A 23,838-nucleotide genomic window follows, 5' to 3' on the forward strand; every position below is an offset into this window, starting at 1 on the left:
CCGGCCCGCCGCCGCGATCCCGAAGGTTGCCCACGAGAACGTCAGTCACCCGCCGTCGACCCGGGGCGGCGACGCCCGTGCCGCACACCGCGAGGCGCGACGCGGCCGGGCCGCCCTGATCCGGCCGGCAGGGTGACGATTCGGAAGAGGGGGGACCACTGGTGGACACCGCCAGCATCGACGCCGAGTACCTGGTGGCCACGTTCGAGGAGGACGACGACCCGGAGCAGCTGATCGGCGACGCCGTCGACTACGACCTGCTCGCGGCGCTGGCAGAGGAGGAGTGACGATGGGCGTGCACCTGGCCCCGACGCTGCGCGTGCTGCGTGAGGAGATCAACACCCGCTGGCCGCACCGGGACAAGGCCTCCGACGGCTGGATCGGCGACGCGGCCCACCAGGCCCGCAAGTCCGACCACAACCCGGACGCCGACGACCGCTCGGTCAACGCGGCGGACTTCGACATCGACGGGATCGACCCGTTGCTGGTCGTCCGGCACTGCATCGAGCACCCGTCCACCCAGTACGTGATCTACAACCGGCTGATCTGGAGCCGTACCCGCGACTTCCGGCCCGCGCGCTACACCGGATCCAACCCGCACACCAAGCACCTGCACGTCAGCGTCAGCCACGCCCGGGCCCTGGAGGACAGCCTGCGCCCGTGGGGCGTCGCCACGGCCCGGGCCGCCAAGCTCGGCGACCGGGTCCTGCGGGCGGGCTGCAAGGGCAGCGACGTGCGGGAGTTGCAGACCCTCGTCAACCGGTTGGGCGCCCGCCTCACCGCCGACGGCGTGTTCGGGCCGAAGACCACCGCCTGGGTCCGGACCTTCCAGAAGTCGAAGAAGCTGACGGTCGACGCCGTCGTCGGACCGAAGACCCTGACCGCTCTCCGCACCGCCACCAGGCCACCGGCGCCGCAGCCGGCAGGCCGGGCCCCGGGCTCGCGCACCGTCCGCGTCGGCAGCACCGGCGAGGACGTGGCGTACGTCAAGCGGTTCGTCGGCGCGCGGCGGTGCGGGCCGCCGGGCACCCGCTTCGACGCGAAGACCGAGGCGGGGGTCCGCTGGTACCAGCGGATGCGCGGGCTCACCGACGACGGCATCGTCGGCCGGCTCACCTGGGCCGAGATGGGCGTACGCGTCACCTACTGATTCACGGTGCGGAACCGGGTCGCCCCGGTCCCGCGCCCGTACCGAACCGCCTGGTCGTGCCGACGACCCGGGGCGCGCAATCGATGACCGGAGTGTCCATGGTGTGGCGTGGTCGCCACGCCGGCGGGGCGGGGGAGTTCATGACCCAGAGCTTGAGCGAAGAGGGCGTACGCGGGGCCGTCCTGGCGACCGTGGGCACGCGGCGGCCGGACCCGGTGGCCGTCACCCAGAGCCCGACCAGCCGCGTGCCGCACGACCTGTTGCTCGCGGAGCTGCTCGACGCCGTCGACGACCTCGTCCCGTACGCGCGGGAGCTGAAGCCGGCGCGCCGCCGGCTGTGGGCCATGCTGAACCCGGCGGCCGGCGCGCCGGCGCCCACCGCCCGGGCGATGGCGCGCCGGGTCCGGGGCGTGGAGATGGCCTGGGCGGTGACCGTGGCGCTCGGCCCGGCCCTGCGCCAACTGGCCGACCTCGCCCGGCCCGGCCAGTACCTCCCCCCGTTCGAGCCACGGCTGCGCGGCTACCTCCACAAGGCCCGCGAGGCGTACTGCGCCGCGATCACCGAGGCGCTCGACGCCGCGCCGCCGCACCGGATCGAGGCCCGGCAGAACGAGGGCGACCGGTTGGTCGGGGAGTTCTCGACGACGATGCCGCTGCTCTACCTGACCGACCGCATGGGTCTGGAGGCCGTGATCGGGCAGCTCGCCGACCAGGTCACCGACCTCGTCGCCCTGCGGGCGGAACGGGAGGACGACGCCCTTCCCGGACGGGCCGCGGACGCCGAGACCGGCGTCGCCATGACCGCCCCCGGGCAGGAGTGGTTCCTGCGCCGCCGCCTGCTGGCCGAGCTGTACGCGGTACGCGCCTACTCGTTCCGCGACTACCTGCAGCCGTATGTGCGGTTCAGCCAGAAGTTGCGCACCATCAGCCTGGCGGTGCAGATCCTGACCACCCGGGAACGGCTGTCGTGGCTCGCCGACCAACCGGTGCTGCCCAGCGCGGCGACGGAACGGGTGGACGGGTACGTCGTCGAACTCGCGTCGGCCCTCACCCATGTGGAGCAGAGCTTCCTGCTGCACAAGGACGGCGCGTACGTCGAGGCGGCGGAGCGGCACCGGCTCGCCGTCGCGGTGCTGGCCACCGTCACCGGCCGACCCGGGTTCAAGGCCGACCTCGACGACATCGCCGACACCATCGAACTGCAGAAGACCGTCAAGGCGATCGCGGCCGGAGTGGCGATCGGCGTCGCCACGGCGATCACCGCAGGGGCGGCCGGCGCCGCCGCCGGCGCGGTGCTGGAGACCGTCGTCGGCAGCGGCACGGTGCTCGGCTCGATCGCCGTCTCGGCGGGCGTGGTCGCCACCCGGCTGATGTGGGAGACGCTCGTCGCCCGTGGCGCGTCCGAGCTGCTGCTGGGGCCGGAGTCCATCACGGCGACGTCGTTCCAGGAGGACCTCGCGTGGCAGGCGCTGCAGGCCGCCGTCGTCCGTGTCGTGCTCTGCGGCTCCGGGGACATCTTCAAGGCGGTGGCCCGGTCCGGTGACCGGGCCGAGCAGGTCGCCCGGCTCGTGGTCGAGCAGATCACCACCTTCGGGTTCGGCGAGGCGCAGCACCTGATCCGCACCGGGGAGCTGCGCAGCCTGCGGGACAGCGTGGTGGCCGCGGTGCAGCAGGCCGCCACCACGGGCGCCGTCATGGTCGGCGGGCTGATGGCGAGGTCGTTCCTCGACCGGCTCGGCGCGGCCCGCGGGGCGCTCACCGTCGACGGCGAGCGGCGGCTGCAGGAGCTGGAGGCCGAGCGCGCGCAGGTCGCCCAGGACTTCGAGGCCGTCCGCAACGGCACGGCCGGCCCGGAACAGTTCCGGGCGTGGGCGGCCCGCGCGGCACAGGCCTGGAACGGGCTGGTCGCCCTCGTCGACGGGCTGCCGCCCGGGGCGGAACGCGACGCGGCGCTGCTCCGGCTCACCGCCGCCAAGGGCGAGATCGAGCTGCGCCTCGCCGAGGCCGGGATCAGCGCCTCGCTGACCTGGCCGGACGCCGTACCGACCTTCGAGGGCCTGCTGCCGGGCCTGGTGGTCTTCAGCGACGACGCCCGGCCGGTGCTCGACGCCGCCTACCCGCCCGGCACCCGGCGGCCCACCGACCTCCCCGACGCCGTGCTCGTGTCCGGCTCCGGCGGCCGGCGCCTGCTCCTGCTGCCCGAGGGCGACCTGCCGGCGCGGGCCGCGACGCCGGAGCGGCTGGTCCACGTGCCCGAGGCGAGCATGCGGCCCGGGCCAGCACCCGAGCCGGTGGTGCTGCCCGGCGCGGCGACCCTGGGCCTGGAGCGCCTCCAGGCCGCCTTCGGCCCCGACAAGGTGGCGAAGATCCTCGCGCAGGCGGCCAGGGGACGGGAGTCGTTCCTGCGTCTGCTCGCACACCCGGACCTGGCCGGCGTCGGCGCCGTCCAGTCCCGCTCGACCGCCCTGTACGGGCTCGCGTCGCATCCCGCGTCGATCGCGTTCGGGCGGCAGTGGGGTCCGCTGCTGGTGCTGCGGCTGCGCAAGCGGCTCGGCACGGCGCAGGTCGACGACGGGCTCGGCCGGGCGGGCACCCTGCTGGAGCAGGCCCCGGCGGGTGACCGCCCGGCGCTCGTCGCCCGGCTGATGTCGCTGACCAGCCAGCAGTTGCGCCGGGAACTGGCACTCGCTCCCCCGCTGCGCCCGCCGCGCCGCAAGATCACGCCGGAGAACCTGGGCGTCGACCGGGCCCACCCCAGTTGGCGGGTCCTGGCCGACGAGGTGGCCCGGGACTTTCCCGCGCTCACCCCGGACCAGCGCCGGGCGATGACCGACTGCCTGCAGGTCGTCGAGGTCGCCGAGGCCGGCGAGTTCGACGCGTACCGGCCGCAGACCAGGATCGCGCTCGTCGACTCGTTCGAGAAGATGATGGTCGACGGGCAGATCCGCGTGCCGGATCTGACCATCGTCGCCAACCGCATGCGCGGCCGGCTCGCCGAGCACGTCTTCCTCGGTCCGCTGCCCGTCCTGCAGCAGACGATGTGGTTCCTCGGCGCGCGGATCGGCACCTGGCTGACCGGCCGGTCCAACCTGGACGGGCACTGGATGGCCGGCGACGTGCCGTGCTTCCTCGAGCTGAAGTCCGACGCGATCCACCTCCAGACCGCCGCGGAGCAGCAGGCGACGGCCCGGCAGTACCTGCGCGACGCGCTCGGGGACTTCGAGAACATCCCGGCCGGATCGCAGTACCACCTCTGGTTCATCCGGGACCCGGGGCCGGACGGGCGGCAGCGGATGCTCGAGATCCTCCTGCCGCCGGGCGGCCCGATCGCGGGGGTGCACTTCGGGCCGGAGCCGCCGCCGGGCGTGCCGCAGCGGTGACCGCCGCGGCGCGACACCACGGCCGACAATCCGGCAGGAGCGTCGGCGACCGGGATCGACACGTGGACTCCCGGCCGCTACTCGACGAGTGGGACGCCGTCCTCGACCGATGACGAAAAAACAGGCGTGTCGGCACGGCAAGTCCTTCACATCCGCGTGGAATCAGCAGGAAACGCGGAAATTCTTTCATCTATACATTCGAATGCATCGCCGTCTAGCATCACCTCCGACCAGATCGACATTCCCGGATCTCCGCACCACCCCCCGCACGGGATCCGGCGTCAGGAGAGGGACGACCGATGACACTCCCCCGCCTGTCCAGGCGCCACTGGCGTCTGGGCGTCGCAACAGCCGCGGTCACCGCCGCGGTGGCGTTCGGCACCCCAGCGACCGCCGCTCCCGCCGAGGGGCAGATCCTCCAGGCCGGCGGCGCCACCGCGGTCTCCGGCTCGTACATCGTGGTGTTCAAGGACACCGCGGTGACCCGGGCCGAGGTCACGGGCAACGCCCGCGCCCTGGCCAGTCGGCACGACGGCACCGTCGCCCGGACCTTCCAGCACACGGTGCGCGGGTTTGAGGCCCGGATGTCCGCCGCGCAGGCCCGGCGGTTGGCCGCCGACCCGTCGGTGAAGTACGTCCAGCAGAACCACGTCGTGCGGATCTCCGGTACGCAGAGCCCCACCCCGTCGTGGGGCCTGGACCGCAGTGACCAGCGCGACCTGCCGTTGAACAACTCCTACACCTACCCGAACGGCGGCTCCGGCGTCCGGGCGTACATCATCGACACCGGCATCCGGTTCTCGCACAGCGACTTCGGTGGCCGCGCGGTCACCGGTTTCGACTCGGTCGACGGCGGCGCGGCCGACGACTGCAACGGCCACGGCACCCACGTCGCGGGCACTGTGGGCGGCACCGCGTACGGCATGGCCAAGAACGCCACCCTGGTCGGCGTCCGGGTCCTCGACTGTGGGGGCAGCGGCACGTACGCCGGGGTGATCGCGGGCATCGACTGGGTCACCGGCGACCACGACCCCGGCGAGCTGGCGGTGGCCAACATGAGCCTCGGCGGCGGGAAGGACCAGGCCGTCAACGACGCGGTGACGGCCTCCATCGCCGACGGCGTCAGCTACGCCATCGCGGCCGGCAACGACTACTCCGCCGACGCCTGCGGCGTCTCGCCGGCCAGCACCCCCAACGCGATCACCGTGGGGGCGACCACCAGCACCGACGCCCGGGCGGACTACTCCAACATCGGCACCTGCCTGGACATCTTCGCCCCGGGCTCGTCGATCACCTCGGCGTGGCACACCGGCGACAGCGCCACCAACACCATCAGCGGCACGTCGATGGCCACCCCGCACGTGGCCGGCGCGGCCGCGCTGGTCCTCGCCGCCAACCCGTCGTACACCCCGCAGCAGGTCCGCGACAAGCTCGTCAACGACGCGACCAACGGCAAGGTCACCAACCCGGGCACCGGCTCACCGAACAAGCTGCTCTACGTCGGCAACATCAGCACGCCGACGCAGGACTTCGCCATGTCGGTGTCGCCCACCTCCGGAACGGTCAACCCGGGCAGCTCGGTCACCGCGACCGTCGGCACCACCACCACGGTCGGCAGCGCGCAGAACGTGACGTTCTCCGCCAACGGCCTGCCCGCCGGGGCCACGGCGAGCTTCAGCCCGGCGTCGGTCACCTCCGGCAACTCCGCCACGATGACCATCTCCACCACCGGCACCACCGCGCCGGGCACCTACCCGGTGACCGTCACCGGCACCGGCACGGTCACCACCCAGACCGCGTCGTACACGTTGACGGTCAACGGGCCGCCCGGCTGCTCGCAGACCAACGGCACCGACGTCAGCATCGGCGACAACACCACGGTGGAAAGCTCGATCACCATCAGCGGCTGCTCCGGCAACGCCTCCACCGCAAGCACCGTCGCCGTGAACATCGTCCACACCTACATCGGTGACCTCGTCGTCAGCCTCGTCGCCCCCGACGGCACCGCCTACACCCTGCACAACCGCAGCGGCGGCTCGACCGACAACATCAACCAGACCTACACCGTCAACCTCTCCAGCGAGGCCGCCAACGGCACCTGGAAGCTGCGGGTGCAGGACGCCGCCTCCGGCGACACCGGCTACCTCAACACCTGGACGCTCAACCTGGTCGGCGGGACGCCCCCGGGCTGCACCGGCACGAACGGCACCGACGTCAGCATCGGCGACAACACCACGGTGGAAAGCTCGATCACCATCAGCGGCTGCTCCGGCAACGCCTCCACCGCAAGCACCGTCGCCGTGAACATCGTCCACACCTACATCGGTGACCTCGTCGTCACCCTCATCGCCCCCGACGGCACCGCCTACACCCTGCACAACCGCACCGGCGGCTCGACCGACAACATCAACCAGACCTACACCGTCAACCTCTCCTCCGAGGCCCGTAACGGCACCTGGAAGCTGCGGGTGCAGGACGCCGCCTCCGGCGACACCGGCTACCTCAACACCTGGACGCTGACGCTCTAGCGGCAACGGCGCCACCAGCGCACCCCTACACCGGGACCCCGGCTGAACCTCGGGATCTAGCGGTCCTCGCAACACCCAGACCTTCTGGGAGTTGCGAGGACCGTGTCCGTTTCTGCTGGACTCAAGGCGAAGTTCTTCGAAGACGCTGCGCGAGCAGACCGGGTTCGCCGACCACCTCGCCCGCCGCGCCACCGACCCCCGGCTACACCGTCCGGTAGCACCCGCGGCACGTGGGCGGCGCGATCGAGGAGTGACCGGAGCCCGCCGGTTCGGCCCCGGGTTCGGCGTGGGTTCGCTACCGGGCTCGGCGTCGGGGTCAGCCTCAATTCGCCGCCTGGTCGGCAGCGTCTCCGCTCGCGCCGGGCGGCGCCACGTGAGGGTGGTCATAGCGGCTGGACGCGCCACCACGGGGGGCTGCTAGCCTCGTCGGCAGGTCATGAGCGCCAGCGTCAAGCCCCGGCTCGCTGGCCGGCAACCCTCGTCCGCGCAGGGGTGCCCCGGGTGAAGACCAGGCACCGGAGCAGCTCCGGTGCAAGCGTGGCCTGGTTCCCAGGTCAGCAACGACCGAGGAGAGCCATGTCCTTCCGCATCTGCGTACCGACGGTCCCCGCCGCGGCCCCGACGCCGCCCCTGACCCGGCGCCGCCACGTCGACATGATGCGGGTCTGCAGCGCCTCGTGTCGCCCCGGCGACCCGCGCTAGCCACGCACCAGACCCCCTTCCCAGGACCACCCCAGCGGTACGCCCACCGGGCGCACCGCCGGCGACGCACGCCCGTGCCCGCCGTCGGAGACCCCTTTCGGAGACACCTGTGCGATTCCTTCCCGCCCTCACCCGCGCCGCCGCCCTCGGCGTCGCCGCCGTCCTCGCCGCCACCGCTCTGACCGCCTGCGGCGACGACGCGTCCGAGGCGACCGACAACCCGTACAACCTGCTCCAGCCGGGTGTGCTGCGCACCGGCACGCTCACGGACGCCCCGCCGAACGTCTACCTCAAGGACGGCAAGTTCACCGGCTTCGACAACGACCTGCTCACCGCGGTCGCCGCGAAGGTCGGCCTGAAGGTCGAGTTCGTCGGGACGGACTTCTCCGCGCTGCTCTCGCAGGTCAACAACCGCAAGTTCGACGTCGGCAGCTCCTCGATCACCATCACCGAGGCCCGCAAGAAGACCGTCGACTTCGGCAACGGCTACGATTTCGGCCACTTCGGGCTCGACGTGCCGGCCAATTCGTCGATCACCGGTTTCGACCAGCTCGCCGGCAAGCGGGTCGTGGTCGTGCAGGGCACCGTCCAGGACGACTACGCGACCGGCGAGGGCCTCGACCCGGTCCGGGTGCCCGACTACAACGGCGCGATCAACCAGCTCAAGGCCGGCACCGCCGACGCCTGGATCGCCCCCGCCGAGATCGGCGACAAGTCGGCCGCCGACAGCAACGGCAAGATCAAGGTGGCGGGGAAGCTGCTCAGCCCGGCCCCGACGGCGTACGCGTTCGCCAAGGGCAACGACAAGCTGCGCGAGGCGCTGAACAAGGGCCTCGACGAGGTGATCGCCGACGGCACGTGGAGCCGCCTGCAGGCCCAGTACTACCCGGGCCGCCCGATCCCCGCCGACTTCAAGCCGGGCAGCGGCACCGTCCCGGTGCCGTCGGCCTCGGCCGCCTCCTGACACGTACGGACGACGAGCGAGCGGGACGGTAGGAGAACACGATGGATCCGTTGAGCACCCTGTGGGAGACCTTCTTCGACTGGGACTCCATGCGCGAGGCGCTGCCCGAGATGCTGACGGTCGGGCTGCCCAACACGCTGATCCTCGCGATCTCCGCCGCCCTGCTCGGCTCGGTGCTGGGCATGGGGCTGGCCGTCGCCGGCATCTCGCGTACCCGATGGTTGCGCTGGCCGGCGCGGGTCTACACCGACGTTTTCCGCGGCCTGCCGGCCGCGGCGACCATCCTGCTCATCGGCGTCGGTCTGGCGCCGCTGGGCATGGAGGTGTGGGGCCCCAACCCGTATCCCCTGGGCATCCTGGCGCTGTCGCTGATCGCGGCGGCCTACATCGGCGAGATCTTCCGCTCCGGCATCCAGTCGGTGGAGGCCGCCCAGCTGGAGGGGGCCCGGGCGCTGGGCCTGTCCTGGGGCGAGGCGATGCGCCTGGTGATCGTGCCGCAGGGCATCCGCCGGGTGCTGCCGGCCTGGGTGAACCAGCTGATCGCGCTGATCAAGGACTCCAGCCTGGTCTACTTCCTCGGCCTGCTGGCCAGCCAGCGGGAGCTGTTCCGGATCGGGCAGGACTACGCGGCGAACACCGGCAACCAGTCGGCGCTGCTGCTGGCCGGCCTGTTCTACCTGGCGCTGACCGTGCCGCTGACCCACGTCGTGAACTGGATCGACCGGCGGCTGCGGCACGGCCGGCAGGCCGCCGCGCCCGCCGACGCCGAAGACGACCTCGACCTGGCGCTGCCGGGGGCGGCGGGAGGAAACCAGCGATGAGCATCGACACGACGACCTCGGTGAGCCTGAGCGTCCGCGACGTGCACCTGGCCTTCGGGTCGCACCGGGTGCTGCGCGGCGTGGACCTGGACGTCGCGCGGGGCGCGACGGCCTGCGTGATCGGCCCGTCCGGCTCGGGCAAGTCCACGCTTCTGCGCACCATCAACCGGCTCATCGAGCCCGATCGGGGCGACGTGCTGCTCGACGGGCGCAGCGTGCTGGGCGACGACCCGGATGCCCTGCGGCAGCGGGTCGGCATGGTCTTCCAGCAGTTCAACCTCTTCCCGCACATGAGCGTGCTGCGCAACATCACCCTCGCGCTGCGCCGGATCAGGAAGCTTGGTGAGGACGAGGCGGCGGCGGTCGCCCGCGACCACCTGGAGCTGGTGGGGCTCGCGGCCAAGGCCGACGCCCGGCCGGCGCACCTGTCGGGCGGGCAGCAGCAGCGGGTCGCGATCGCCCGCGCGCTGGCGTTGCGGCCGCAGGTGATGCTCTTCGACGAGGCGACCTCGGCTCTGGACCCGGAGCTGGTCAAGGGGGTGCTGGGGCTGATGGCCGAGCTGTCCGCCGGCGGCATGACGATGGTGGTGGTCACCCACGAGATGGGCTTCGCCCGCGAGGTCGCCGACACCGTCGCGTTCATGGATCGCGGCGTGGTGCTGGAGGCCGGCGAACCGGCCGCGATCTTCGAGGGGGCGGAGCACCCCCGGCTGCGCCGCTTCCTCTCCCAGGTGCTCTGACCCGCCGCGACGTCCCCACCGAGGAGCACCACCGGCGCCGCCGGGAACTGGGACAACGGGCATGCGGCCGGCTGAGGCGCATCTTCCGTGAATGCACGCGGTCCGGTGCCGAACGAGTATCGCGGGCACGCCGCTGTGCGGTAGCCCCCCGCTCGGTGCGGCCCGATCACCCGACCGTCGGCGGACCGTCCTTCTCGGAGGATCGTCGGACGCCGGTTCGCGCCGCGGATCCGCCCGTACCGGTCTACGCTGCCTGGTGACGCCTCCTGACGGTCCGCGCTGTCGTCGGTCCGGGCAGCCGGCTCGTTCACCGGCCGAAGCCTCCGTTGTCGGAACCCGACGACCCACGGCCACCTGCGCGTCGCTGCCCGTGATCCTCGACCTCGGCACGGGCGGTCACCCGGACGACCGGTCGACTCCTTATTGACCAGCGGCGGCGGCCTGGGCAATATCTTCCACAACACAGGCGGCCACTGGAGTTTCCTTTCACGCACCCCCTTCCCACCCCCGACCCGGCCGCACAGGAGATGCCATGCACCTCGACCACTCCGAACTGGACCGTCGGACCCTGCTGCGGGCCGGCCTCGGCGCCGCCACGGTCGCGGTCGTCGGAAGCGAACTCGCCTTCCCCTCCGCCGCGCAGGCGGACCCCGGCGCCGACCTGGACTGGATCTACAGCTGCGACGAGTGGGGCGCGCGTCCGCCGGCGGACCCGCTGTCGGTCAGCGCCATCCCCACCAACAAGATCATCGTGCACCACATGGCGTTCCCGAACGTCACCGACTACTCCGAGGCGCAGGCGATCAAGCTGGCCCGCGACTGCCAGGACCTGCACATGGACGGCAACCGCTGGTCCGACACCGGCCAGCACTTCACCGTCAGCCGCGGCGGATACGTCATGGAGGGGCGCCGGGGCAGCCTGGAGCGGCTGCAGGCCGGCGACCGGCAGATGATCTCGGCGCACTGTCCGGGCGAGAACGGCCGGGCGATCGGCATCGAGAACGAGGGCACGTACGTCACCGAGACTCCGCCGGAGGCGTTGCTGGACTCGCTGGTCAAGCTCTGCACGGCCATCTGCCGGCAGTACGGTCTGCACGCCCACGACATCTTCGGGCACTGGGACTTCCGCACCACCCAGTGCCCCGGCGCCGCCTTCTACCGGCAGTTCCCCGACCTGCGCCGCCGGGTGTTCGAGGCGCTCGACACCGACCTGGCGGACGTGCCGGCCCGCCGCTGGCCGGACCTGTGGCGGTTCGTCGGCTCGCCGTCGGTGCGGGTCGTGCAGTACCTGCTGGCCCACCGCGGCTACACCGTGCCGGTCAACAGCGTCTTCGACGCCGCCACCGTCGCGGCCGTGCAGGACTGGCAGTACCGCAACGGCATCCCGGTCGACGTCGACGCCACCCTCACCGCGCCGACCTGGGAGACGCTGGCGCCGGAGCTGGACAAGGACGCCACCGGCATCCCGGTCAGCGCCGCCCAGTTCATGCTCAACTTCAAGGGGTGGGCGGACGTCGCCGTCACCGGCGAGTACGACCACGCCACCAAGAAGGCCGTCCAGGACCTCCAGGCGCTGCACGGCCTGCCCCGCGACGGCAAGCTCACCACCAACACGTGGTGCGTCCTCGTCGGCGGCGTCGTGCGCCACTCCTTCCGGCACTGACCGCCCGCGGCCCGTGGGACGGCCTCCCGCTCCCACGGGCCGCGAAACGCGGGCGCGCCTCGTCCACACCCGGCCCCTGATCTGCGACGATGACGCCTTCACGACCGGAGGAGGGTGCTGTGGCGTCTCGGCTCAACCCGTACATCAGCTTCCCGGGCACCGCGCGGGAGGCAATGGAGTTCTACCAGCGGGTGTTCGGCGGCTCGCTGTCGATGAGCACCTTCGGCGAGTTCGGCACCGACGATCCCGCGCTGACCGACAAGATCATGCATGCGATGTTGGAGACCGACCGGGGCTACACCCTGATGGCCTCGGACACCGCGCCGGGGATGGAGCACGACCCGGGCAACAACGTCGCCGTCAGCCTCAGCGGTGACGACGCCGACGATCTGCGCGGCTACTGGGAGAAGCTGACCGACGGCGGCACGGTGACCATGCCGCTGGAGAAGCAGATGTGGGGCGACGAGTTCGGCATGTGCGTCGACCGCTTCGGCACCCGCTGGATGGTGGACATCGTCCAGCCCCAGGGCTGATCTCGGGAGCGCTTCCGCGACCCGGCGGCCCGGCCGGAGGTGTACCGGCGGCGCGACCGGGTACCGACCGCTGTCCGACGGGTCCGCGGCGCGCCGCACCGGCGCGCCCGGGCCCGCAGCCGCCGGTCAGGGGGTGCACCGATGCCGTCGACGCCGCCGAGCGCGTCTGCCGCCGGGACCCCCGCCGGCCGCGCGACGTCGCCGCACCCGCCGGCCGCCCGCCCCGCCGGGACCGCCTCCGGCCGCGGGAGGTCGCGCCGGCCGCGGCCGCCCCGGACGCCGATGCCACGCCGGCCGCCGGGCCGATGAGCGGCGTCCGGAACCTGCGGGTCCGACCGGATCTGCTCTACGTGGCGAGCGGCTGGAGCACGCTGGTCACCGACGTGCGCGGCCGGATCACCGGCGCCGACCCGCAGGGCTTCTTCGCGCGCAACACCCGGGTGCTCAGCACGGAGCGCCTCGCCGTGGACGGCCGGGAGCCGGTGCCGTTCAGCACGGCCAACGTGGCCGGCCACGCCCAGCTCTCGTACGCCGCACTCGGCGACGGTGAGACACTGCCCTCCCGCGCGGCCTACCTCCTGGTGGAGCGCTTCGTCGGCGAGGGACTGCGCACCCGGCTGACCGTGGTCAGCTACGCCCCGGTGCCGCTGGAACTGGAACTGCGGATCGATCTCGCCGCCGACTTCGCCGACACCAGCGAGGCCGAGACCGGCCGCCGGATGCAGTCGGGCGCGGTGGACGCGAGCTGGCACCCCGACGACCGCGAGCTGCGCCTGACCTACCGGTGCGACGGCCTCGACCGGGCGGTGGCGATCGGCGTACGCGCGGATTCGCCCGTCCGGTACGTGGACGACGCCGTCCTGGTCGCGGTCACGGTGCCGCCCCGGGGGTCGGGCCGGGTGGAACTCGTGGTCGAGCCGGTCTTCGAGGGACGGCGTCTCGCCGCGCCGCCGCCGACCTTCGCCGAGCCGGGCGACGACGCGGCCCGCGCCCGTGCCCACCTCGCCCGGGAACTGACCCGGCTGAGCAGCAGCAACTTCGACGTCACGGCGGCCTGGCGGTGCGCGGTCGACGACCTGGCGGTGCTGCCGCTGGGTGAGCCGGCCGGGCCGACGGCGCCGATGGCCGGCCTGCCGATCTACCAGGAGATCTTCGGCCGCGACACGATGACCGCGTCGTGGCAGGCCCTGCTCGCCGGGCCGACGATGCTGGCGGACAGCCTGCGGCTCAACGCCGGCCACCTCGGGCGCCGCATCGACGACTGGCGCGACGAGGAGCCCGGCAAGCCGTTGCACGAGGCCCGTCAGGGACCGGTGTCCGCGCTCGGGCTCGACCCGTTCAGCGGCTACTACGGCGACTGGTCGACCGCGCCGGACTTCCTGATCTTCCTCGGGCAGTACTTCGCGTGGACGGGGGATCTCGACACGGTGCGGGATCTGCTGCCGGTCGCGCGCCGCGCCCTGGACTGGATCGACCGGTACGGCGACCCCGACCGGGACGGCTTCCTCGAATACCACTGCCGGTCCCGGGCCGGGCTGAAGAACCAGGGGTGGAAGGACTCGGACACCGCGATCGTCGACGAGCACGGCGAGGTGGTGCCCAACCCGATCGCGACCAGCGAGCTCCAGGCGTACTGGTACGCCGCGCTGCGGCACGCCGCCGTGGTGTTCGCCGCGGCCGGTCACCCCGCGCTCGGCGCCCGGCTGCTCCGCCGGGCCACGGTCCTTCGTCGCCGTTTCCACCGCGCCTACTGGATGCCCGAGCGGGGCTGTCACGCCATGGCGCTCGACCCGGACAAGCGTCAGGTGCGTTCGGTCAACTCCAACGACGGTCACCTGCTCGCCACCGGGATCGTGCCGGCCCGGCTCGCTCCCCTGGTCGCCGACCGGCTGCTCGCCGACGACATGTTCAGCGGCTGGGGGGTGCGCACCCTGTCGTCGGCACACCCGGCGTACAACCCGTTCAGCTACCACCGGGGCAGCGTCTGGCCCGTGGAGGCGGGCACGATCGGCCTCGGGCTGGCCCGGTACGGCTGCTGGGAGCACCTGCACCGCCTCGCCGAGGGGATGTTCGCCGCGGCGGCGCTCTTCACCGAGCACCGCCTGCCGGAGGTGCTCAGCGGCCTGCCGCGCGACGACGCGCACCCGCACCCCGGCGTCTACCCGAACTCGTGCTCCCCGCAGGCCTGGTCCGCCAGCGCGGTCGTCGCGCTCATCCAGGCGCTGCTGGCGCTGCGCCCGGCCGCGCCGCTGCGAACGATCTTCGTCGACCCGCACCTGCCCGAGTGGCTGCCGGACCTCGTCCTCGAGGGCGTGCAGGTCGGCGGGCGCACCGTCGACCTGACCGTCCGGCGTGGACGCGGCGGGCGTACGTCGCTGCGCGCCCGCGGCGACCGGATCGCGGTGGTGCGCCGGCCGACGCTCCAGGCGATGTCCGCCCGCCGGCACCGCCCCTGACCGGCCGCGAATCCGGGACCGCCGGCGCCGCTGCCGGTCTCGAAACACCCGAACGGGCCGGTTCGGGACGATCCTCGCGGTCGTCACCGTCCGGCCGGCGTCGCGCACCGTACGGGCTGCTGTCGGCGCAGGTCGGATAGCGGCGGAACCAGCCAGCGGGACTAGGATCCTGTCGTGGCCGACGCGGGGCTCATCCAGGACGACGAGCGGTTACGCCGTCTCGAGGCGGTGACCGACGCTGCCCTGTCCCGGCTCGACGCGGCCGATCTCTTCGACGAGCTGCTCGATCGCGTCCGGGATCTGCTCGGCGTCGACACCGCGGCCATCCTGCTGCTGGACGCGCACGCCCAGCAGCTCGTGGCCACCGCCGCCAAGGGTCTCGAGGAGGAGGTCCGGCAAGGTTTCCGCGTCTCGGTCGGCCGGGGTTTCGCCGGCCGGATCGCGCTGACCCGACAGCCGGTGGTCATCGAGGAGGTCACCCCCGACGCGGTGGTCAACCCCATCCTGCTGGCGATGGGCCTGACGTCGCTGCTGGGCGTGCCGATATTCGCCCGTGGTGAGCTCATCGGCGTGCTACACGTCGGCACGCTGCAGCACCGTCAGTTCACCGCCGACGACGTCCGCCTGCTGGAGTTGGTCGCCGACCGGGCCAGCCTGGCCCATTTCGCCCGGGCGAACAACCTGGCGCAGACCGCCGCCCTCGCCCTGCAGCGCAGCCTGCTGCCCAACCAGCTGCCCGAGGTGCCCGGCCTGGCCATGTCCGCCCGGTACGTGCCCGGTCACGTCGCCGGCGTCGGCGGGGACTGGTACGACGTGTTCAGCCTGCCGTCGGGCTGGCTGGGGCTGGTGATCGGCGACGTGTCGGGGCACGGCCTGCAGTCGGCCGTGGTGATGGGGCGCGTCCGCAGCGCGCTGCGCGCGTACGCGCTGGTCTGCGGCGATCCGGCGGAGGCGTTGGCGCTGCTGGACCGGAAGGTCTCCCACTTCGAGGCCGGCAGCCTGACCACGGCCCTCTACGTCATGGTCTCCCCTGATCGAAGCAGGATCCGGATCTCCAGCGCCGGGCACCTGCAACCCGTCCTCGCCGTGCCGGGCCGGCCGGGCGCCCTGGTCCCGGTCCCCGTCGACCCTCCGCTCGGCACGGGCCGCCGCCCGCCCGCCCGCCGGCAGACCGAGGTGGACCTTCCGCCGGGGGCCGTCCTGGCCTGCTTCACCGACGGGCTCGTCGAACGCCGCGACGAGGTCATCGACGTCGGCCTCCAGCAGCTCGTCCACGCGGTCCGGCCGGACCCTCCCGAGGAGGTCTGCCGCACCGTCATGGCGGCCCTCGGCGTCGAGCAACCGACCGACGACATCGCCCTGCTGGTGGTCCGTCGGCAGCCGACGCACGGCTGATCCGGCCGGGTCCGCCCCGCCGGCCCGTTTGGCGGAGGGCGATCGCGGAAAGAGTGGCGGGCATGAAGTGGGCAAGTCGAGCCGTACCCGCCGCCGTCGCCGCCGTCGCGGCCCTCGCCGCGCGCGACCTGATCCAGCGCGACCACGCGTTGCTGCGCAACTTCCCGGTCCTCGGCCGGGCCCGCTACCTGCTGGAGTCGATCGGGCCGGAGCTGCGCCAGTACATCGTCGCGGGCAACAACGAGGAGCGCCCGTTCACCCGCGACCAGCGCCGCTGGGTGTACGCGTCGGCGAAGCAGCAGAACAACTACTTCGGTTTCGGCACCGACAACGACATCGAGTTCACCCCCGGCTATCCGATCATCAAGCACCGCACCTTCGGCCGCGCCGTACCGCCGTCCACTCCGGGTGCCGGGCACGATGTGCGGCTGCCGTGCGCGAAGGTGCTCGGCGCCGCCCGGAGCCGGGCCCACGCCTTCCGGCCCGAGTCGGTGGTGAACATCTCCGGAATGAGCTTCGGCTCGCTCTCCGGCAACGCGGTGGAGGCCCTCAACCGGGGCGCGGCGCTGGCGGGCTGCCTGCAGAACACCGGCGAGGGTGGGCTGTCCCCGTACCACCGCAAGGGCGGTGACCTGGTCTTCCAGATCGGCACGGCGTACTTCGGCTGCCGGGACGAGCAGGGCCGGTTCAGCCTCGACCGGCTCAGGGACCTCGTCGCCGGGGCGCCCGTGCGGGCGCTGGAGGTCAAGCTCAGCCAGGGCGCCAAGCCCAGCCTCGGTGGCCTGCTGCCGGCCGCCAAGGTCTCCGCGGAGATCGCCGCGACCCGGGGCATCGCGCCGGGGCGGGACTGCGTGAGCCCGTCCCGGCACGCCGAGTTCTCCGACTGCGACAGCCTGCTCGACTGGGTGGAGCTGCTCGCCGCCGAGACCGGCCTGCCGGTGGGCATCAAGTCCGCGGTGGGCGACCTCGGCTTCTGGGAGGAGCTGGCCACCCTGATGCGCGACACCGGGCGCGGGGTCGACTTCGTCACCGTCGACGGCGGCGAGGGCGGCACGGGCGCCGCGCCGTTGATCTTCACCGACTCGGTGTCGCTGCCGTTCCAGCAGGGCTTCACCCGCGTCTACAAGGTCTTCGCCGAACGCGACCTGCACGAGCAGGTGGTCTTCGTCGGCGCCGGCAAGCTCGGCCTGCCCGACAACGCCGTGGTGGCGTTCGCGCTCGGCTGCGACATGGTGAACGTCGGCCGGGAGGCGATGCTGGCGATCGGCTGCATCCAGGCCCAGAAGTGCCACACCGACACGTGCCCCACCGGCGTCGCCACGCAGAACCCGTGGCTCGCCCGGGGCCTCGACCCGACCCGGAAGTCGGTCCGCGCGGCCAACTACGTCAGGACCCTGCGGCGGGACCTTTTCAAGGTCGCCGAGGCGTGCGGTGTCGAGCATCCGGGCCTGATCGACACCGACGCCATCGAGGTCCTCGACGGCCGCACCGCCTCCCACCCGCTGCACGAGGTGTACGGGTACCGCCCCGGCTGGGGCCTGCCGTCCGCCGCCGACCGGGCGGAGATCGTACGCCTGATGACGGCGGAGGCGCCGCGGGGCGGCAGCGCCCCGCCCTCGCCGACCGCGATGCCGTGATCGAGGTGTTCACCACCGTGTGCTTGGCGGGCGCTCAAGGGGCTGTGTCGGAGTAGACCTCGACGTCGTAGAGCAACTGCACGTTGCGGCGGCCGTTCGTGATGCCGACGAAGATCGGGTCACCGGCCGGGGTGGAGCCCTGGCGCCACACCTGTTCCCGAGCGGCTTCCCGCGACTCGTGATGGATCTTGCCCGCTTGGTGCAGTTGCAGGACGCGACGGGCGGTGGTCCGGTCGCTGTCGAGGTGGACTCGCAGCAGAGGCATGGCGTGAACTCCTTGCCGACCGTCAGGGCCATACTTTCGTACGTTCGACTAGCTTACCGCTGTTAAATTGCCTGTCCACTGGACTAGAGTCGGCTCCATGACCACCGCAGAGCCCGGTGTGCCGACGACACCCTCGGCGGGGCGACGGGGCAGCCGCACCCCTCCGCCGGTGTGGCTACGGGCGGAGTCCTCGCGTGCACGGCGCAAACCGCCGCTGACCCTTGAGCGCATCGTGGACACAGCGGTGACCTTGCTGGACGAGCACGGCATCGAGGGCCTGACGATGCGCTGCCTCGCCCAGCAGCTCGACGTGACGGCGACTGCGTTGTACTGGCACGTGAGGACGAAGGATGACGTCCTGGACCTGGCCGTCGACCGAATCTTCGGCGACGTGCCAGTTCCGGACGTGAGCGACAACTGGCTGGAGGACATCCGCGTCCTCGTCCGAGGCTGGCGTGGCGCCATGCTGGGCCATCCCTGGGCACCAAGGCTGGTCGGACGTCCGATGCTCGGGCCCAACGTCCTGGCCCGTACCGAGTTCCTGCAATCGGCGCTGGTGCGCGGCGGCTGTTGCGGACTTCAGCTTGCGGTGGCCACGCGAATGCTGGCCAACTACGTCATCGGCGCCTCGCTCACGGAAGCCACGTGGCACCAGACCGCGGACCCTGACGCGAGAGCCGCAGCCCGCGACCATGTCGCCGCGAGCGCCAACGCCTATCCGACCCTCAGCGCCTCTGGCCATCTCGACGACACCCGATGGGACGACAACCTGCTGTTCGAGGAGGGCCTCAACGGGATTCTCCTGACAGCGGCACGGACAGGGATGCCGGAATGAGCATGTGCGCCACTCAGTTCTTTGGTTCCGGCTGGCGCGCGTCCGGCTGGACAGCGGGATCGTGGAGCGCCGCCGATCGCGACAGCCATTCCCGGGCCACCAGCGCGAACACGAGCCGGTCGGCCCACTCGCCGCGGAACAGGTAGCTCTCGACATGCCGCGCCTCGCACCGCATCCCCAGCCGGGTCATCAGCCGGGCCGACGCCTCGTTGCCGGCGTGGCACCGGCCGTAAACGCGGTGCAGGCCGAACTCCTCGAAGCCCCATCCCAGCAGCGCCGCCACGGCCTCGGTGGCCAGCCCCCGGCCGGAGAACTCCGGGTTGAAGACGTACCCGATCTCGGCGGTGCGGTCGGCCCGGCTCCGCCAGACCAGCTCGACGGTGCCGGTCACCCGCCCGTCCAGCTCGGCGGCCAACGTCAGGATGTCACCCTCGGCACGCAGCCCGTCCTCGCGGGTCATCGTCGCCACCGACTCCCGCGACTGCTCGCGGCTGCGCGGCTCGTTGCCGAGCATCCAGCGGCACACGTCGGGCCGGCGCTGGTACGCGTACACGTCGTCAAGGTCGTCCATCGTGACCGGCCGGAGGGTGAGCCGGCGCGCGCGAATCGGGGTGAACACCGCCGGAGCGTACGGGATTCGGCCCGTTCGGTCCGGACCATTTCGACAGAGCCCGGGGCAGGCGGCCTGAGCCGACCTGGCGCATGCCGCGCTGGGCACCCACCCGTAGTCGGTCGGTCCGGGTATGGCCAGGGCCTGACCGACCACCGTCTCCGTACCTGTCAGGTCGGGGACGGCTCCTACCCGCGGCCTGCGACCTTGGCGGGCTCGGCGAGGCGACCGGTGCCGGGCAGGAACCGGCCCACCCGCGAGGCATAGGCGGCGTAGGCAGCGCCGTGCATACGGGCGAGGTATGGCTCCTCCACCGCGCGGACCTGCAACTGGATCGACACGACCAGGACCACGGTGGCGGCGAGGGAGATCGGGTTCGGCACCATCAGGGCCAGGGCCAGGCTCGTCACGATCATCGCGGTGAAGATCGGGTTGCGGGCCAGCGCGAACGCACCGTCGGTGACCAGGTCGGTACGTTCGTCAGGGTCGACCCCGACCCGCCACGAGGTGCCCATGCCCGTTTGCGCGGCGAGGGCGGCGATCACTCCGGCGACGGCGAGCACCAGTCCGATGATCCGCATCGTGGGCCGGTCGAGAGTGTCGATCGGGTTCATGCCGGCGAGCGCGGCGACCGGGCCGGCCGCGCCGAGCAGCAGCGCGGCGACGAACAGCAGCTTGGCCCACCAGCGCAGCGTGCCGGCCGGTACGGGGTCCAGCCGCAGTCCGGTGTCGCCGGTGCGGCGCCACTGCGCGAAACTGCGCCACCCGAACGCCAGTCCGAGGGCGAGCAGGTAGATCAGTAGGGCGACGGCGGCCATCGGCTCACTCCTTGCCGGCGCAGCAGTCGTCACCGCAGCCATCCACGGACGCGGACGGGGCGGTCATGGCGGACACCGCGGTGGCCGGCGGGCAGCAGGTGTCACCGCGCCACGCCTCGCGGCCTTCCTTCACCGCGACGGCGGCGATGACGAGGGCGGCGACCGGGTCGGCCCACCACCAGCCGAACAACGAGTTGGCCGCCAGCCCGACCAGCAGCACCGCGGACAGGTAGGTGCACAGCAGAGTCTGTTTGGAATCGGCCACCGCCGAGGCGGAGCCGAGTTCACGACCGGCGCGGCGCTGCACGGCCGACAGCACCGGCATCACGACCAAAGACAGCGCGGCCAGGACCAGGCCAACGGCGGAGTGCGCAGCCCGGTCGGCGCCGGCCAGGGCCCGCACCGACTCCACCGTCACGTAGGCCGCGAGGGCGAAGAACGACACTGCGATGATCCGCAGCGTGGTGCGTTCGCGGCGTTCGTGGTCGGCGGCGGAGAACTGCCACGCCACCGCGGCCGCCGAGACGACCTCGATGACCGAGTCCAGCCCGAAGCCGATCAGCGCCGTCGACGACGCGAGAGTCCCCGCGGTGATCGCCACCACCGCCTCGACGACGTTGTAGGTGATGGTCGCGGCGACCAGCAGCCGCACCCGGCGGGCAAGCACCGCCCGCCGGGTCCCATGGCCGAAACGCGCCAGCACCTGCCCGTGCGTCAACCTCTCCACACCCCCAACCATACAGCAGCCGCTGTATTCAGCAAAGACTGTACCGTGGTGAGAGGTGGATCAGGTGGCGAACAGGTAGTCGTTGGCCTTTCGCTGGAAGCGAGCCGATGGCTACCTTCTCGGCTCGTACCGCATCACCACCGCCCCCGAGGCGAACTCCAGCCGACTCACGAGCTTCAAGTCGACACACTTCGATAGACCTGCGAACGGTGTCGGCCCGTGACCCGCTATCCGGGGCTGCACCACGAACTCGTACTCATCGATCAATCCCAGCTCCGCCAACGCCAGCGGGAGCTGCACGCCTGACACGAAGAGCCCCTTACCCGACTCCTGCTTGAGGTGCTGAACGGCCTTGCCCAGATCCCCGCGCACGAACTCCGCGTTCCAATCGACCCGCTCCAGGGTGCTTGACACGACGTACTTCTTTGCCGCGTTGATCGTCTGGGCGAAGGGCTCCATCCAATCAGGTCTCGACCCCGTCGGCGCCGCCGGCCGCCACGCTGTCTCCATCATCTCGTACATCACCCGGCCGAAGAGAAGTGCATCGGCCCGGGCGAGGTTCTCGGTGTGGTGACGATGCAAGTCCTCGTCGGCGGGAATTGCACGATGGTCGCAGCACCCGTCCAATGTGACGTTGATGGAATACCGAAGTGGTCGCATTCCGCTCGCCTCGTCGCGTGTGGTCATGGGCGTGGTCTCCTCATGGCTGGCGGGTCCGGTCCGATGAGGGACGAACACCACAACCGTTGCGTCGCCCCGGTCATGGCCAGCAGCATACGGGGCGCTGCCCCGGTTATGCGGGACGCGGATTTGGCCCGGACGTCATCGCCGCCACGATCGACGGTGCGGCCATTGTCAAGCAGTACCGAGCCCGCGGCGGCCCCGTCGGACTCGTCCCTCGCAAACCGCGCTACCCACTGATCCCGGCCGGGCCGGCGCCGATGACGGCGACCCGTGCGGGATTGCGCATGGTCGGTTCCTCACTTGCGTACGTGATCCTGCAAAAGCGTTCTTGCGGTTTGGAAGGTATCCGCGCGTGTGGCGCCGACGAGGCCGATGCAGCCGCGTTTGGCCCAGCCCGTGACGTAGAGTCCCGGCTCGCCGAGCACCGCCCCGGCGCGATGCGGAACAGTGCGGGTTTCGGGGTCGAAGGGCACACCTGCCAGGGGTGAGGCGGCGTAGCCGATGGCGCGGTAGACGGCCTGGACCTTGTGGTCCTCGTAGTCACCGGAACCGGTGATGTGCCCGTAGCCGTCGGGAACGGCACGTTCGGTGCGCAGCCCTTGCACCCGGTCGACGCCGAGAATGGCTGCGGGGATCCGGTAGAAGTGCAGGTGGACGCGCCGTGACGCGGTCCGTGCGGCAGCGGGGATCCGCGACCAGGCTCGCAGGATGTCGACGACCTTCCGGGTGGGCGCGAATTGCCGGGTCATGCGCTCCATGTGCAGATCGGGGGCCAGGTCGGCAGGGTCAACGATGACATCGACGTCATCCTGGTCACCGATCTCGCCCAGCTCCGTAGGGCTGAAGCGGGTGTCGGCCGGGCCGCGGCGCGCGAACAGATGGATGTCGCGGACGGGGCTGGCGGCGAACTCACTCGACACGTGCAACGGGATGCCGGTGCCGGCGAGGGCGTACGCGGGCTTGCTCAGCATCCGAATCACATCGAGGGCGACGTTGCCGGCGCCGATCACCGCAACGGACTCCGCTCGCAGCGCCCACGCCGGCGGCGCGTCGGGGTGGCCGCCGTACCAGGCGACGAAGTCCGCCGCCCCGAAGGAGCCGGGCAGACCGAGGCCGGGTAGCTCGACGGGGACGTCCCGCCGGGCGCCGGTGGCGATGACGACCGCGTCGTAGCGGTTGCGCAGGTCGCGCACCGTGACGTCGGTGCCGATCTCGACACCGCAGAAGAGCTGGGCGCCGCTGCCGGCGAGCACGGCACGAAGCTCGTCGGTGAGCTGCTTGACCCGGGCGGGATGGTCCGGGGCGATGCCGTGCCGGACCAGGCCATACGGGGCGGGCAGCCGCTCGAAGATGTCTATCCGCGTCCCGGGTGCGAGCTCGCTCAAGGCACCGGCGGCGTAGACACCGGCCGGGCCGGCGCCGACGATCGCCACGGACAACTCGATCGTCACTCCGTCTCCTGCGGTGGCAGCGCGGCCACGAGCGCATGGTCAGCCGGGATGGGCCCGACCCGCCCGGCCGCGCCCGGCGACCCCAGTTCGTCGAAGAACTCGGCGTTGACGGCCCGGTAGCCCTTCCACTCGACGGGCAGATCACGCTGGTACCAGATCGCTTCGACGGAGCAGACCGGTTCGCAGGCTCCGCGGTCGACGCACTCGTCCGGATGGACATACAGCATCCGATCGCCCTCGTAGACGCAGTCGGCGGGGCATTCGTCGACGCACGCCTTAACCTTCAGATCCACGCACGGCAACGCGATCACGTAAGTCACGGCGTGAACGCTAAGACCTCAACCGCACTTCACCTCAACCGCTTGAACTCAACCAGGGTTCAAGTTCTACGGTCTCCGGGTGCCACCAGAGCAGCCTGCGGGCCCGGATGATCTGCTCACCGTCGGCGAGGTCACTGCTCGTACCGGGCTGCCGCCTCC

Annotated in this window: 20 protein-coding genes and 1 riboswitch; of the genes, 13 read left to right on the top strand and 7 right to left on the bottom strand. The window is 71.9% G+C overall.

Features of this window, described 5'->3' with window-relative positions:
- Window positions 1–161 precede the first annotated feature (161 nt).
- The 12 genes from ACGF5G_RS18370 to ACGF5G_RS18425 all read left to right on the top strand — a co-directional run bounded on the left by ACGF5G_RS18370 (window position 162) and on the right by ACGF5G_RS18425 (window position 17,969).
- A complete protein-coding gene (locus ACGF5G_RS18370) occupies window positions 162–287 on the top strand; it encodes a hypothetical protein (protein ID WP_350679578.1) in 126 nt (41 codons plus the stop codon).
- A 2-nt stretch (window positions 288–289) separates the two neighbouring features.
- Window positions 290–1,150, top strand: coding sequence for a peptidoglycan-binding protein (locus ACGF5G_RS18375; RefSeq protein WP_393264058.1), 861 nt, complete (start codon window positions 290–292; stop codon window positions 1,148–1,150).
- A 140-nt stretch (window positions 1,151–1,290) separates the two neighbouring features.
- Window positions 1,291–4,530, top strand: coding sequence for a hypothetical protein (locus tag ACGF5G_RS18380; RefSeq protein WP_393264061.1), 3,240 nt, complete (start codon window positions 1,291–1,293; stop codon window positions 4,528–4,530).
- 299 nt (window positions 4,531–4,829) lie between these two features.
- Window positions 4,830–7,058, top strand: a complete 2,229-nt coding sequence (locus tag ACGF5G_RS18385) for a proprotein convertase P-domain-containing protein (RefSeq protein ID WP_393264064.1) — start codon at window positions 4,830–4,832, stop codon at window positions 7,056–7,058.
- A gap of 432 nt (window positions 7,059–7,490) precedes the next feature.
- Window positions 7,491–7,602: riboswitch (SAM riboswitch) on the top strand.
- A 267-nt stretch (window positions 7,603–7,869) separates the two neighbouring features.
- Window positions 7,870–8,724, top strand: coding sequence for an ABC transporter substrate-binding protein (locus tag ACGF5G_RS18390; RefSeq protein ID WP_393264066.1), 855 nt, complete (start codon window positions 7,870–7,872; stop codon window positions 8,722–8,724).
- 41 nt (window positions 8,725–8,765) lie between these two features.
- The gene (locus ACGF5G_RS18395; RefSeq protein ID WP_393264069.1) at window positions 8,766–9,545 is read left to right on the top strand and encodes an amino acid ABC transporter permease; all 780 of its coding nucleotides are present in this window, start codon (window positions 8,766–8,768) and stop codon (window positions 9,543–9,545) included.
- Window positions 9,542–10,285: an amino acid ABC transporter ATP-binding protein gene (locus tag ACGF5G_RS18400; RefSeq protein WP_393264071.1), complete on the top strand. Its 744-nt coding sequence runs from the start codon at window positions 9,542–9,544 to the stop codon at window positions 10,283–10,285. The genes ACGF5G_RS18395 and ACGF5G_RS18400 overlap by 4 nt, the downstream gene beginning before the upstream one ends.
- Window positions 10,286–10,817: 532 nt before the next feature.
- Window positions 10,818–11,948 carry a peptidoglycan-binding protein gene (locus ACGF5G_RS18405; protein ID WP_393264074.1) on the top strand — a complete coding sequence of 377 codons (1,131 nt, stop codon included), beginning with the start codon at window positions 10,818–10,820 and terminating at the stop codon, window positions 11,946–11,948.
- Between the two features lie 119 nt (window positions 11,949–12,067).
- A complete protein-coding gene (locus tag ACGF5G_RS18410; protein WP_393264076.1) occupies window positions 12,068–12,481 on the top strand; it encodes a VOC family protein in 414 nt (137 codons plus the stop codon).
- Window positions 12,482–12,786: 305 nt separating this feature from the next.
- The gene (locus ACGF5G_RS18415) at window positions 12,787–14,937 is read left to right on the top strand and encodes a glycogen debranching N-terminal domain-containing protein (protein ID WP_393264079.1); all 2,151 of its coding nucleotides are present in this window, start codon (window positions 12,787–12,789) and stop codon (window positions 14,935–14,937) included.
- Window positions 14,938–15,111: 174 nt separating this feature from the next.
- Window positions 15,112–16,332, top strand: a complete 1,221-nt coding sequence (locus ACGF5G_RS18420) for a PP2C family protein-serine/threonine phosphatase (RefSeq protein ID WP_393264082.1) — start codon at window positions 15,112–15,114, stop codon at window positions 16,330–16,332.
- A 62-nt stretch (window positions 16,333–16,394) separates the two neighbouring features.
- Entirely contained in the window at window positions 16,395–17,969 is a 1,575-nt protein-coding gene (locus ACGF5G_RS18425; RefSeq protein ID WP_393264084.1) for an FMN-binding glutamate synthase family protein, read from the top strand.
- Between the two features lie 34 nt (window positions 17,970–18,003).
- Here the strand turns inward: ACGF5G_RS18425 and ACGF5G_RS18430 are convergent, their stop codons facing one another.
- On the bottom strand, window positions 18,004–18,234 hold the full coding sequence (locus tag ACGF5G_RS18430; RefSeq protein WP_393264087.1) for a hypothetical protein: 231 nt from the start codon (window positions 18,232–18,234) through the stop codon (window positions 18,004–18,006).
- Between the two features lie 97 nt (window positions 18,235–18,331).
- Here ACGF5G_RS18430 and ACGF5G_RS18435 point away from each other — a divergent pair, with 97 nt between their 5' ends.
- Complete coding sequence (locus ACGF5G_RS18435; protein WP_393264090.1) at window positions 18,332–19,069, top strand: TetR/AcrR family transcriptional regulator; 738 nt, start codon at window positions 18,332–18,334, stop codon at window positions 19,067–19,069.
- Between the two features lie 13 nt (window positions 19,070–19,082).
- On the opposite strand, the gene ACGF5G_RS18440 is transcribed toward ACGF5G_RS18435, so the two are convergent.
- The 6 genes from ACGF5G_RS18440 to fdxA all read right to left on the bottom strand — a co-directional run bounded on the left by ACGF5G_RS18440 (window position 19,083) and on the right by fdxA (window position 23,679).
- Complete coding sequence (locus tag ACGF5G_RS18440; protein WP_393264093.1) at window positions 19,083–19,688, bottom strand: GNAT family N-acetyltransferase; 606 nt, start codon at window positions 19,686–19,688, stop codon at window positions 19,083–19,085.
- 179 nt (window positions 19,689–19,867) lie between these two features.
- On the bottom strand, window positions 19,868–20,497 hold the full coding sequence (locus ACGF5G_RS18445; protein WP_393264095.1) for a methyltransferase family protein: 630 nt from the start codon (window positions 20,495–20,497) through the stop codon (window positions 19,868–19,870).
- A gap of 4 nt (window positions 20,498–20,501) precedes the next feature.
- Window positions 20,502–21,215 carry a cation transporter gene (locus tag ACGF5G_RS18450; RefSeq protein WP_393264442.1) on the bottom strand — a complete coding sequence of 238 codons (714 nt, stop codon included), beginning with the start codon at window positions 21,213–21,215 and terminating at the stop codon, window positions 20,502–20,504.
- Window positions 21,216–21,335: 120 nt separating this feature from the next.
- On the bottom strand, window positions 21,336–21,911 hold the full coding sequence (locus ACGF5G_RS18455) for a dihydrofolate reductase family protein (protein WP_393264098.1): 576 nt from the start codon (window positions 21,909–21,911) through the stop codon (window positions 21,336–21,338).
- Between the two features lie 293 nt (window positions 21,912–22,204).
- Window positions 22,205–23,359, bottom strand: a complete 1,155-nt coding sequence (locus ACGF5G_RS18460) for an FAD-dependent oxidoreductase (protein WP_393264100.1) — start codon at window positions 23,357–23,359, stop codon at window positions 22,205–22,207.
- Window positions 23,356–23,679, bottom strand: coding sequence for a ferredoxin (gene fdxA, locus ACGF5G_RS18465; RefSeq protein WP_393264103.1), 324 nt, complete (start codon window positions 23,677–23,679; stop codon window positions 23,356–23,358). The genes ACGF5G_RS18460 and fdxA overlap by 4 nt, the downstream gene beginning before the upstream one ends.
- Window positions 23,680–23,838 lie beyond the last annotated feature (159 nt).

The organism is Micromonospora sp. NPDC047730, from assembly GCF_043204765.1.
GTDB lineage: Bacteria > Actinomycetota > Actinomycetes > Mycobacteriales > Micromonosporaceae > Micromonospora.